This is a genomic window from uncultured Roseivirga sp., from assembly GCF_963973945.1.
Lineage (GTDB): Bacteria > Bacteroidota > Bacteroidia > Cytophagales > Cyclobacteriaceae > Roseivirga.
Genome location: NZ_CAXBBV010000015.1, coordinates 1 through 13,062, shown reverse-complemented (window position 1 = coordinate 13,062; position 13,062 = coordinate 1). Strand labels below are relative to the sequence as shown.

At 40.7% G+C, this 13,062-nt stretch carries 10 protein-coding genes; 3 read left to right on the top strand and 7 right to left on the bottom strand.

The window, feature by feature from the left end; all coding sequences use genetic code 11:
- The first annotated feature begins 87 nt into the window (after window positions 1–87).
- Window positions 88–2,814 (top strand): hypothetical protein, encoded by a 2,727-nt coding sequence (locus tag AAC026_RS17720; RefSeq protein WP_339700877.1) that lies wholly within the window; start codon window positions 88–90, stop codon window positions 2,812–2,814.
- Between the two features lie 239 nt (window positions 2,815–3,053).
- On the opposite strand, the gene AAC026_RS17715 is transcribed toward AAC026_RS17720, so the two are convergent.
- Window positions 3,054–3,974: a M43 family zinc metalloprotease gene (locus tag AAC026_RS17715; protein ID WP_339700874.1), complete on the bottom strand. Its 921-nt coding sequence runs from the start codon at window positions 3,972–3,974 to the stop codon at window positions 3,054–3,056.
- 215 nt (window positions 3,975–4,189) lie between these two features.
- Between AAC026_RS17715 and AAC026_RS17710 the strand changes: the two genes are divergently transcribed.
- Together AAC026_RS17710 and AAC026_RS17705 are read left to right on the top strand one after the other, a co-directional pair.
- On the top strand, window positions 4,190–4,696 hold the full coding sequence (locus AAC026_RS17710; protein ID WP_339700871.1) for a hypothetical protein: 507 nt from the start codon (window positions 4,190–4,192) through the stop codon (window positions 4,694–4,696).
- 215 nt (window positions 4,697–4,911) lie between these two features.
- Window positions 4,912–8,181: a PDZ domain-containing protein gene (locus AAC026_RS17705; RefSeq protein ID WP_339700868.1), complete on the top strand. Its 3,270-nt coding sequence runs from the start codon at window positions 4,912–4,914 to the stop codon at window positions 8,179–8,181.
- Window positions 8,182–8,459: 278 nt separating this feature from the next.
- Here AAC026_RS17705 and AAC026_RS17700 read toward each other — a convergent pair whose 3' ends face one another.
- The 6 genes from AAC026_RS17700 to hisA all read right to left on the bottom strand — a co-directional run bounded on the left by AAC026_RS17700 (window position 8,460) and on the right by hisA (window position 12,993).
- Window positions 8,460–8,834, bottom strand: coding sequence for a hypothetical protein (locus tag AAC026_RS17700; RefSeq protein WP_339609562.1), 375 nt, complete (start codon window positions 8,832–8,834; stop codon window positions 8,460–8,462).
- Between the two features lie 236 nt (window positions 8,835–9,070).
- Window positions 9,071–9,985, bottom strand: coding sequence for an arginine deiminase-related protein (locus tag AAC026_RS17695; RefSeq protein ID WP_339700865.1), 915 nt, complete (start codon window positions 9,983–9,985; stop codon window positions 9,071–9,073).
- 14 nt (window positions 9,986–9,999) lie between these two features.
- Window positions 10,000–10,821: a transporter gene (locus tag AAC026_RS17690; RefSeq protein ID WP_339700862.1), complete on the bottom strand. Its 822-nt coding sequence runs from the start codon at window positions 10,819–10,821 to the stop codon at window positions 10,000–10,002.
- A gap of 59 nt (window positions 10,822–10,880) precedes the next feature.
- Window positions 10,881–11,495 (bottom strand): bifunctional phosphoribosyl-AMP cyclohydrolase/phosphoribosyl-ATP diphosphatase HisIE, encoded by a 615-nt coding sequence (gene hisIE / locus AAC026_RS17685; protein WP_339700859.1) that lies wholly within the window; start codon window positions 11,493–11,495, stop codon window positions 10,881–10,883.
- Window positions 11,492–12,253, bottom strand: a complete 762-nt coding sequence (hisF, locus tag AAC026_RS17680; RefSeq protein WP_339700856.1) for an imidazole glycerol phosphate synthase subunit HisF — start codon at window positions 12,251–12,253, stop codon at window positions 11,492–11,494. The genes hisIE and hisF overlap by 4 nt, the downstream gene beginning before the upstream one ends.
- Before the next feature lie 23 nt (window positions 12,254–12,276).
- A complete protein-coding gene (hisA, locus tag AAC026_RS17675) occupies window positions 12,277–12,993 on the bottom strand; it encodes a 1-(5-phosphoribosyl)-5-[(5-phosphoribosylamino)methylideneamino]imidazole-4-carboxamide isomerase (RefSeq protein WP_339700853.1) in 717 nt (238 codons plus the stop codon).
- Window positions 12,994–13,062 lie beyond the last annotated feature (69 nt).

The window sequence follows — 13,062 nt, the reverse complement described above, 5'->3', positions numbered from 1 at the left end:
TTAAAGAAACCATTCATGTAATCTTTGTACCCGTCTTTTGCCTACGGTCTAAATTGAAGTAATTTAACGCGGTTCAAATCAATAACTATGAAATTTAGATTTACAAAAAACACTAAGATCGCTAGCTTTTTGCTATTCTTATTGTGCTTTGCGGCTCCGTTTGCACAAGCGCAAAAGATTCCGGCCAACGTAGCCGACAGAATTCACTTTAGAGACATTGGCCCTACTCGCCAAGGTGGTCGATATGTGGATTTTGCAGTAGTCGACAAATCAACCAAAATTATATATGCTGCAACCGCTTCGGGTGGCGTATGGAAATCTGTGAACAACGGAATTTCTTGGGAGCCAATTTTCGACAATGAGAATATTATTTCAGTAGGTGCTATTGCCGTAGACCAACGCAACAATGATGTAGTTTGGGTAGGTTCTGGTGAAGCCAATAACTCAAGGAGTTCATACTGGGGAAATGGTATTTATAAATCTACTGATGCAGGTAAAACATGGACCAACATGGGTCTTCCTGAATCGCACCATATTGGTAGAATCCTGATTGACCCTAAAAACTCAGATGTAGTTTACGTAGCGGCATTGGGTAAGCTTTATTCAGACAACCCAGAAAGAGGTTTGTACAAAACCACTAATGGCGGAAAAACTTGGTCAAAAGTACTTGAAGTTAAAAAAGCAGACGGAAAGTTTATTGGTGTGGTTGATATGGCCATGAGCCCTAGCGACCCTAACACTATTATTGCTGCTGCTTACGATAAAATCAGAACACCTTGGACCTTCAATGAAGGTGGAGAAGGAAGTGGAATCTACAAATCAACCAACGGTGGTAGAACTTGGAAAAAACTTTCTAAAGGTCTTCCAGGTGGTTTCTTAGGTAGAATTGGTGTGGCTTATGCACCTAGCAATTCAAAAGTAGTATATGCCAATGTTGAAAACGTAAACGTTGATGGTATTTCTACAGAAGAAAGAAGAAGAATGTTGGAGATTGGTATTCCTTTAGAAAGAAATCAGTCTGTAGACGGAACAGAAATGTATCGCTCTAACGATGGCGGAGAATCATGGAGAAAAATCAGCCCTGATGGAGAAGATATTGGTGGTGCACCTTCATATTACTATCAGCAAGTAAGAGTAAACCCAAAAGACCCTGACCATGTGTATGTAATTGGTATAGGAATGTGGGAATCTAGAAACGGTGGGAAAACTTGGGAAACTCCTTTCAGATTCGGTGGAGACAACCACGCCATGTGGATTGACCCAGCCGACCCAGAGCACATGCTTTTAGGTTATGATCATGGAATGGGAATCACCTATGATGGTGGTAAAACTTGGTACCATCCAGATGAAATTCCATTGGCTCAATTCTATGCAGTAGATGTTGACATGAACTACCCATACAATGTATATGGTGGTTTACAAGACAACGGTTCGGTAAGAGGCCCAAGCTCTAAAAGAGGTGGTTCTTCTATCGGTTTAGAAGATTGGAACCGTACAGGCGGTGGAGATGGTATGTACAATGTAGTTGATAGAACCAACAACAGATACCTATATAATGAATCACAATTTGGCCCGCTTTCTAGGCTAGATATGGAAACAGGCGAAAGTAAAGGTATTCGTTATACGGGCGATCGTAATATGCGTTGGAACTGGAATGCTCCAATAGTAGTATCTCAACACAACAGCGATATTATATACCATGCAGGCAACAAAGTGGTTAAATCTAATTTCAGAGGCGAAAGCTGGTCAGAAATCAGTGGTGACTTAAGTAAGAACGATCCTGTAAAAGCCAACGGAACGGGTAATATCCAGTACGGAACAATTACCACGCTTGAGGAATCACCAATTGATGCGAATGAGCTTTGGGCAGGTACAGATGATGGGAATTTACAAGTAACCCGTGACGGTGGTAAAACATGGACTAACTTAAATGCTAATGTACCAAACAACCCTGAGTACTGGGTAACTAGAGTTGAAGCTTCAGCCCATACTCCAGGAACAGCCTATGTTTCATACAATGGAATGCGTAGAGATGTTTTCAACGCATACCTTTATAAAACAACAGACTATGGAAAAACATGGACTTCATTAGCATCTGGCCTTCCAAACGAGCCAGTAAACGTAATCCGTGAAGACCACAAAAACCCTAATTTGTTATTTGTTGGTACTGAGCTTTCAGTTTACGCAAGTGCAGATGGCGGTAAAAACTGGGCAAAACTTAGCAATAACTACCCTACTAACCCAGCTTACGACATGGTGATTCACCCAAGAGAGAATGAGCTTGTGGTAGCAACACATGGTAGAGGTATATTCATTGCAGACATTACTCCTTTGCAAGGTCTAACTTCAGATGCCTTTAATTCTGATGTTACATTATTCGATGTACAGCCTGCTGTACAATGGGTACGTGGCTTAAGCAATACTTCGGCTTACACCAACTTTAATGGAGAAAGCCGTGCAGACGGTGTTCACATTAATTTCCATGCAAAAAATGCTGGTAAAGCGACCATTAAAATTTTTAAAGGTACCAGAGAAATTTACAAAATGGAGGTTAACGCCAAAGCTGGATTAAATCAAACAATCTGGGGAATGAATGAAATTACAGGCGAAAGACCAGCAAGTGATTTGCAGCAAATGAGAGCGCGTTTCGAGCGTTTCGGAATGAGTGGTGAAGATTTGGAACAAAGAATTGCTCAGGCTAGATACATGACCAAGTCAATTCAACCTGGTGAATTCACCATTGTGCTTGAAATGAATGGAAAGAAACAAAGTAAAGACACCAGAGTACTTCAAGACATCTGGTACAAAAAGTAATCGTTTTTAATTTTGAATGTATAAAGACCGTCTAAAAACCATTTTTAGACGGTCTTTTTTTTGATGCCCAATTGACTTTGAGGTTTCTGTTGTTTAGGACATAGACGTACAAGCATTTTCTAGTTACCTACCTATCAAAATAATTCCCTAAAACCTCCTGCTAAGCCAAGCCACAGCTCTAATTGGAGCATATTTAAAGAGATTTTAGTACCTCAAGTATTCAATAAGCATTTATTCAACTACTCTCTAGTAATAGCGTTTGAAGTTCTCAGTGTCATTCTTCTAGGAGCGTTTTCCAAAACGTACCTCATTCTAGCTATTTGACCTTTGGTGAATACACTCATGCATTCGTCAGAAGTGAGGTTCATATAGTTATTGGTTGGCGCTACCGATCCATCACATGCCAATGGAATATTGCCATTACAACCGCTGATAGATCTACTTACAAAAGGAGTGTCTTGAACAAAATCATCATATTCAAAACAATCCTCTCCTTCATGTGCTAAGCCCCAAAGGTGTAAAAGGCCGAGAAAGTGCCCCATTTCGTGAGTTAAAGTTTTACCTAAATTAACTGTGCCGTCTACAGTCGAAAATCCAAAATGGAAGGAATTGACCATAACGCCATCGCCAATAGTTGCAAGGCCACCCTCAAGTCCAGGTAAATCGGTCGAAGGAAAGGATGCGCGACCAGCTAAGGTGTTTGGAGGAAGTGCGTAAACCCAAATGTTGATATATTTTTCAGGATCCCAATTGGCTAGCTTTGGTAGTCTATCGAATAAATCTACGTAATCGTTAACTCGAGGAAATACATCAAAATAATTCACTCGATTAATTCCATTGGTCATTTCACCTTCAGGAGTAAACTCTGCTAATTTAAATTGAATGAAAGCATCATCGCTAATAGGAGAGTTATTTTCACCAAGTGTTCCTTTCACTCGTCTAAAATCATTGTTAAGACCTTCAATCTGTTCCTTAATTTTACTTTCAGCTAAATTTATGCTCCCTCCAATATCTTCACCATCATGAATTACATGTACAACAACTGGTAACGTATAAAGCGTTGGCTGATCAATTATGGGAACATCTGGTTGGTTATCAGAATCTTGTGTACAAGCACAGATGAGTATGAATGCAGTAAGTATTAAAAACGTTTTCTTCATTTAAATTTGACCCGTTTAAAAGTAAATATCAGAGATACGGAGATGCCATTCTCAGGTTGAGAAAATCCACTTTTAATCAGTAAAAAGTTGATGAAATTTATTCACCCAAAATGGGTTGATTACTTAATTGTAAAAGAGTCATCCTATTTCAGTACAACACCACGGGATTGCTCAAATAATTTTGTTTACTTCGTGATCTCAAAAATCAGTATTCAATGCGCATTAAGATTATCCTTTCAGCCCTTTTAGTTTTCGCGGTAGCAGTAAGCTGTAAAAAAGAAAGCGTTCCTCAAAAACCATTAGACTTCAATTTTAAGGTTAAAATGTCTAAAAGGATCAATGACGCAACCATCATTAGTGGGTTTTATGGTCATTTGAAGGAGTATGTAGGCCAAGATAGTGTTGGGGTTCCTGTTCAGAACAGCATTCTTCTGTATGATATCACCCATAAAGAAGCCATAGAAAGTGTTGCTTACCAAAGCGAGGGAACTACTTTTTATGACCTTAAGAAGCTCGAAAAACAGGACATAAAGCCTAAATTGACTGTAATTCCAAACAAGCAAGGGTTTTATCAATTCGACTTGGGTGACCTTGAATACTGTGTACTTATAGAAGTGAAGAAAAACACAGGCTACTATAGAGGCGGCATGCAAGTATTCAAAGGTACTTCTGATCAATTGAATGACAGAGAGCTTCGAATCGACTATAAGTCGAAACGTTAACCACCTCTTCCATTCTATTACTCTTATTTCAACCTCAAATTTAACGAGACTTAGGCTTAGTTTATTTAAGCCAACCCATCGGCTCAACTTTGTTGTAAATTCTTCAAAAAGCTAAAGATTTGTTACCTTTTGGTATTGAATGCCGTCAAAACATTCAATATCAATTGGAATATTGTGCTCCACTTTTTTCACTATTAAAAATTGTCAACTCAATCATGCAACAAATCACACAGTTTAAGAACTACTTTTTAGTACTGCTACTAATATGCTGCGCTAGCTTTAACACAAGAGCGCAAGGAACAAGACTACTGCGCCAACCTACAATGAGCAGCACGCATATTGTCTTTATTTATGGAGGGGATTTATGGCTTACAGATAGCAATGGGCAAAACTTAGTGCGCCTTACAAGTACCCCAGCAGTGGAAAGTGACCCGCATTTTTCACCAGATGGTAATTCAATTGCCTTTACTTCCAATCGTTCAGGAGGTAATTCTGTATACACAATTCCTGTAACAGGAGGCACACCTAAAAGGCTTACCTACCACCCTTCAGGGGCAATATCTAGAGGCTGGACCCCCGATGGAAAAAGGGTGCTATATGCCAGCTCAAGAGAAAGCGCTCCAACATCCATCAATCATTTGTGGACTATTCCAAAGGAAGGCGGCCCTTCTACCCAAGTAAGTGCCCAATGGGGAAATAATGGAGACTACTCCCCTAACGGAAAGCAAATTATTCTGGACAAGATGAGTCGCTGGGAAAGTGAATTTAGAAATTACAGAGGCGGACAAAACACTCCCCTGATCATTCTCGATTTGAACAGCCAAAACGAAACTTTGCTTTCTAACGAGAAAACCATAGATATTCTGCCTGTATGGATGGGCGAAACCATTTATTTCCTTTCAGACAGAGATTGGATTATGAACGTATGGGCTTACGAAACCCGTTCTGGTCAGTTCAAACAAATCACCAAATTCAAGGACACCGATGTTAAGTGGTTAGGTAAGGGTAACAATGAATTGATTATTGAAAGAGAAGGCTATTTGCATAAACTAAACCCTGCCAATGGAAAAACAACACAACTCAATATTAACGTAGTTGGTGATTTCCCTTGGTACGAAACACAATGGGAAGACGTGAGCAGAAGAGCCCGTTCAGTTTCACTTTCTGCTTCGGGTAAAAGAGTAATTATGGAAGCCAGAGGCGAAATATTTACTGTACCTACCGAGTATGGCGATGCCCGAAACATTACGCAAAGTTCTCATACGGCCGATCGTGCCCCTATATGGTCACCAGAAGGAGAAAAGATTGCTTGGTTTTCAGACGCAAACGGAAAAGGCTACTCTTTAATGTTGGCCAACCAAGACGGACTTTCCGCACCAGAAAGCATTAGTATTGGCGAGTCAAAAATGGCATGGGAGCCTACTTGGTCTCCTGACGGTAAGAAAATTGCCTTTGTTGACGATGATGTGAGAATACGCGTGGTTGACCTTGAGAGCAAGACCATTACAACGGCCGATGTAGGAGGCAACAACTTAGAACGCGGCTCAACGGGCATCACTTGGTCACCTGACTCTAAACATTTGGCTTATGCCAAATCGGGTTTCAATAACCTGAGAAGAATTATGGTTTGGTCATTGACCGACAAAAGCGTGAGGCCTATCACCAATGAATTGGCAGACTCCTTCTCTCCTGCTTGGGATTTAGACGGGAAGCATATGTATTTCTTGGCCAGCACCGATTTAGCGTTGGCTTCTGGCTGGGCAAACACAAGTTCAATGTCGGCCGACCCGCAATACGCTGCTTATGTAATGCTGCTACAAGAAGATGCAGAATCTCCATTTGTTCCGCGCAGCGATGAAGAAGAAGTGAAAAAGAAAAAGGAGGAAGAAAAAGAAGACAAGGATAAGGACAAAGAAACAAAAGAAGAGAAGAAAGATGAGGCAATAAGAATTGATGAGCAAAACATTGAAAGACGTACCATTGCGCTTCCTCTGCCCATATCAGGTTATGTTTCTATGCTCGCAGGTCCGAAAGGAAGTGTATTCATTAGCGAAAGAAAGCCTGGTAGTTGGAGTTTAACCCTCAATAAATTCACACTTGAAAAAAGAGAGTCAGAAGAGTTTTTAACTGGCGTGGGTCAATTTTCAATGTCGGCTGACGCTAAAAAATTATTGGTGCAAGTAAACGGAAGTTGGCAGGTAACCAGCCCCTCTGGATCAAGCGGAAAAGGTGGCAAGTCGGTAAAAGTAAATCTTCAAATGAAACTAGACCGTGGTCAAGAATGGAAACAGATGTTTGAGGAAGCATGGCGTTATGAAAGAGATTACTTCTATGACCCAAACATGCATGGTCGTGATTGGCAGAAAGTGTACGACAGATATGCTCCACTTGTTCCATACATCCGTCACAGAACCGATTTGAATTATATACTAGACCAAATAAATGGAGAAATGTCTGTTGGCCATAGTTTTGTTGGCGGTGGAGATTTCCCTTCTGTTGATCGCTCTAAAGTAGGTTTACTCGGTGCTAATCTTGTAGCAGATAAAAACTACTGGAAGATCACTCGAATCTTCACTACTGAAAGCTGGAACCCAGGGCTTACAAGTCCTTTAGATAGGCCAGGCATGAAAGTAAAAGAAGGGTATTACTTGGTGGGAATTAATGGAAAAGAACTCACTGCCTCTCAAAATCCGCATGAATTTCTAGACGGTACTTTAGGCCAGCAAACTTTGTTACACTTTAATGATAAGCCCAGTTTTAAAGATTCGTGGACGGAAATTGCAGAGCCTATTGGCAGCGAGAACGCTTTAAGACAAAGGGCTTGGGTTGAAGACAACAGGCGCAAAGTGGACGAACTTTCAAATGGTAGACTGGCCTACGTTTGGGTACCCAATACTAGCGGCCCTGGTTATGTATCCTTCAATCGCTATTATTTTGCACAGCAGCATAAAGAAGGAGCTGTAATTGACGAACGATTTAATGGAGGCGGCTTACTAGATGATTACATGGTTGATTTAATGACTAGGGAAGTACGTGCAGGCCTTACCAATGAAGTACCCAATGGTAGAGCATTTCAGCTACCGGCAGGTATTTTAGGGCCAAAAGTATTATTGATCAACGAAATGGCGGGTTCTGGGGGAGATTTCTTTCCGTGGGTATTCCGTCAGCAGAAAGCAGGACAATTGATTGGCGCAACCACTTGGGGTGGGCTCGTTAAATCTTCCACTCATTATGCTTTGGTAGATGGAGGTTCACTTACTGCACCTGATAATGCCGTTTTCGATCCAATCAATAATGAATGGGTGGCGGAAAATAAGGGAGTAGCCCCTGATATTGCTGTAAGACAAGATGCCAAAGCTTTATCGCAGGGCAACGATCCTCAATTGGAACGGGCTGTACAAGAAGTATTGAAGTTGCTTAATGCACAGGGAACGAAGAAAATAACCCCGCCTCCTTATTCAACTCCAGCAAAAAAAGGAAACTAAAAAAGAAGGCTCCAAAGCAGTAACGCTGCTTTGGAGCCTTAAAAATTAACGCCAATTTCTTAATTAGTTTACTTATAAATCTATCAGCTACAGGTAGCAAACAACTACTCGAAACTTTTCTACTCTGATCGAAGAGAATAAACTATAACAACTTTAGCTCTCTCGTAAGCTCAGTGAATGAAGCCCTTGAGCTTCGAACTTAAATCACTTTCTACGCTAAAGTTTGTCTTGGTTAATGAAATGCAAAGTTTCTACACCACAAATATGTAACCTAGCCCTTAATTATTATTAGATTTCATCCATTCTAATGCCACCCTTTCGTCAGAGAACAGGCGCATATCTTTGAAGCCATTACGGAAATTAAAGTTTTCCCAAACCTTATAGTCATTGATATCATTAGAAATAAGAATAGCCCTCCTAAAACTCAACTCTATACCTATGCCCTTCAGCTCTTTGGCCAAAATTTCCATTTCCTTTTGATTCGCAAATAATTGGGCTTCTCTAAGGTCTGTAATTACCTTTCGGCATTTATTCTCACTAGCAATTTGCGCTACTTTCGACAGATAGTTCGATGCAAGATCTTTCGTTAGTACTCCTTCAATCTTACCAAATACATGATTCAACTCATCATCATACCCCACCATCAACAACATACAATCTCCTTTGTTTAGGGTGCAAAGATAAGCCTAATCACTCATAAATCAATCATTAATTACTCATTATCAGATAGTTATAATTAATTCTAATGATTATAGCAAATGCAAAATGATTCTTAGGTAAAGAAGAAATTCACCAAATATTAAATCAGTGATTTCCATTCACATCAATAAAATACCGCTTAACGAATCAGTAGGTAACTGGTTTCATTCCTGACTCATCCAAAACATTTCTAAGCCACTTTGCACATCATGCAACGAATGCTCCCACCGCCATACTTTTCAATGGTAGGGATTGGAACAGAAACTAGCTTAGAATAGTTAGAAAGCCTAGATTTCTGATCGGCAGAAAGTGATTCATAGGCAGTTTGAGACATCACCAATACGGACTCACCCTGACTATTGGTTACCTCCAACATATTCCCAGCGAAAGCATACATTTGATCCATGGTAATCTCTATCACTTCATGATTCGTGCGCTCTAAGGCACTTGATATGTCTTCGCGTTGAAGTAGAGGAATCGCATCTAAACAAATCACAGCATACTTAGCGGCCAAGCACATCAACACATTGGTATGGTAGATGGCCTCATCGGTCTTATTAAAGGCTTCAAATAAGATGGCTTCGTAGCCCATCAATTCACAAAACTTATCTAATACTGCTGGATGGGTCCTTGTAGAGAGGCATGCATACAGAACTTTGTTATCATAATCGAGGATGATACTGCCCGTGCTCTCTAAAAATTTATCCTCCGCCTCAAATGAGGAAAGATCAATTACCTCATCCACCTTAATTCCTTCCTCAGCAAGCTGAGTCAATACCTCTTCCCTTCTCTCCGATCTCCTACTCTCAGTCATCATAGGGTAAAGTAGCACTCTCCCATCGTCATGAAAAGAGACCCAGTTGTTTGGGAAAACAGCATTGGGTTTCACAGGACTATCTGAATCGTCTAAAGCAATCACATCAATCCCCTCTGAGCGCAGCTTACTCACCGCCTCTTCAAACTCCAGTTTGGCTTTGTTTTCAATGGCAGCAATTTCATTCGCACCCTCCCGGCTTTGGAAAGAATTTGAACGAGCAGTAGAAGGATCGAAGCCGAAGTGTTTCGGCCTCATCATCATAATTCGTTTGGCAGCTTGTTTAGACATGCCGCAAAGAAACATTATTTCTTGAGAATCCGAGTAGAAAATCCCAATCCAAAAATAAAATCTGTTTCTCCAAGATTATTAGTCAAGTCGAAGCCAGTGTATACATCCAATTGAAGATTGTTGTTCACTAAATAAGTTACACCCATGTCTACATTATGAGTATTTACCCAGTCGTTTCTTAGGGTACCAAACAACTCAAGAAAGGCTCCCCAATTGGGTTGAAAAGCATATGAACCCACCACAGAATACTCTAAATAAAAAGGACCACTTTTGACAGGAACGAAGCCTCCAAGCCCGTAACCCAAAGTCAGTTTCTTGCTTAAAGTGTTGGAGAAATTTAACCTAAGATTTATCAAATCTTGTTCCATATCTTCATCAAAAATATCGGTAACATACTCTGCTAAAAACGAGGTTTGAGGAACAAACCCATCTTCGTTTAGAACATGGAACTTTGCACCTATCCAAGTTGAAGCAAATTGAACATTCCCTTTAACTACTACATCACCATTGACTTTTCCACGGTTAACGTAAACGTTCTGAGCCAACCTTAACTCTACCTTGTCACTCACACCATACCTCATCTGAAGGAAATTTAAAGTAAAAGTTTCCACCTTGGCATTATCAGACAAAGCTCCTCTTGAAGGAAATCCAACTTTTGAATACCCGATCCCTGATTCAATTTGAAAAACACTTTTTGGCACTACAAACGAAGAGTAAGTCTGCGTAGGACGATCAGTAATTATCGAACCCATAGCTCCTTCATTGGCCTCTTGTGCAAAAACTCCATTGGCCATCAAGCTGAAAACCAACATGGTAAAAAATACGTTCTTTTTCATTTTTCGACTCATCTAAAAATTTTACATTAAAAATTAAAAATCAGATATTTATACACTTTCTACTTATGTCTTTCTTTAAGAATTGAGATTACATCTTTTAAAGCGTATCCTTTGGCTTCCAAGAGCACCATATAGTGAAATAACAGGTCTGCTCCTTCGTTTAAAAACAGTGATTCATCGTTGTCTTTTGCTTCAATTACCAACTCTACCGCTTCCTCTCCTACCTTCTGTGCAATCTTATTCATACCCTTTGAAAACAGATGAGACACATACGATTCTTCTGGAGATTTTGTTCTTCGCTCTTTAATCACTTGTGTCAGCTGATCCAAAAATTCTACCCCAATTTCATTATTTTCTTCGAAACAAGTATCATCCCCTGTATGGCAAGTTGGGCCTTCTGGTTTTGCTTTTATCAATAAGGTATCGCTATCACAATCTATCAAAACCTCTTTGCAATAAATATAATTATTTGAAGCCTCCCCTTTTGTCCACAGCCTGTTTTTAGAACGACTAAAGAAAGTCACTTTACCTTCTGATAGGGTTTTCTCCAAGGCTTTAGCATTCATGTAACCGAGCATTAAAACCTTGTTCGAAACTTGGTCTTGAATGATGACAGGAACCAGTCCATCCCCTTTTGAAAAGTCTACTTCGTTTGTGTTTTTTAGTACTCTCATTTTTCTATTCTTACTGGGATATTATAGCCCTTTAAATAATTTTTTAAATCTGGAATTGACACCTCTTTGAAGTGAAAAATACTGGCTGCCAAAGCGGCATCAGCAAGACCAACTGTGAAGCTATCGAGGAAGTGTTCTTGGTTGCCAGCTCCGCCTGAAGCAATGACAGGAATGGACACTGAGCCCGAAACTTTAGCCGTAAGTTCGTTCGCAAAACCGGCTTTGGTTCCGTCATGATCCATAGAAGTCAGGAGTATTTCACCCGCCCCTCGCTCCTCTACTTCTTTCGCCCAAAGTAAAGTTCTTCTTTCGGTAGCAATACGCCCTCCACTTACATGCACGATATGTTCGCCTTCTACAAAGCGAGAGTCCATAGCGACCACTACACACTGACTTCCGAATTCACCGGCCAGTTCACTCACCAATTCAGGACGCATCACAGCCGATGAGTTGATAGAAATCTTATCTGCCCCTGCATTCAACAAAGCCGATACATCTGCAATGGAAGAAATACCTCCACCGACTGTAAACGGAATATTGATTTGGGACGCCACACGCTTCACCAATTCTATCAGCGTCTTTCGCTTTTCCACCGTAGCGGTAATATCTAGAAACACCAATTCATCGGCTCCTTCTGCAGCGTATATAGCAGCAAGCTCAACGGGGTCGCCTGCATCACGTAAATCAACAAAGTTGACTCCCTTTACGGTGCGTCCATTTTTAATGTCGAGACAGGGTATGATTCGTTTTGTTAACACCTTTTTGGTTTTAAGTTCTTAGTTTATTCAAAAGAGGCCAGTTCCTCTAGGCCAATTCTTCCTTCATAATAGGCCTTTCCTACAATGGTTCCGAACATGCCAGCTTGCTCTAATTTCTTGAGGTCATCCAGTTCAGCCACTCCTCCGCTCGCAATCAGCTTTAGCTTTGGGTAGCGCTTCAGAATATCATCATATAAATCAAATGAAGGCCCTTGTAACAGACCATCCTTGCTTACATCGGTACAGATCACGTACTCTATTCCTGCGCTCACATAGTCTTCCAGAAAGTCGAAAATGTTCATTCCCGAACCTTCTTGCCAACCGTTGATGCGCACTTCGTTGTGGTGCACATCGGCACCGAGAATAATTTTATCCGGACCATATTTCTTAAGCCAACTCAGTACCAAAGCTTTGTCTTTCACTGCAATACTTCCTGCTGTAATCTGTGCTGCGCCAGCTGCAAAAGCCATATCAATCGCTTCATCCGACTTTACACCACCACCAAAATCGACATGCAGACTGGTATTGGACGCAATTCTCTTGAGCGTTGGCTCATTTACTATCTTGCTGGCTTTTGCGCCATCCAAATCGACTACATGAAGTCGTTTGATGCCTGCAGCTTCAAATTTTTGAGCTACTACGAGCGGATCTGAAGCGTACTCGGTTTTTTGAGCGTAATCGCCTTGCGTGAGCCGAACGCATTTCCCATCTATAATATCTATGGCTGGTATGATGTGCATTGTTTCTGGTATTGGGTCAATAGTCAATAGTCAATAGTCAATAGTCAATAGTCAATAGTCAATAGTCAA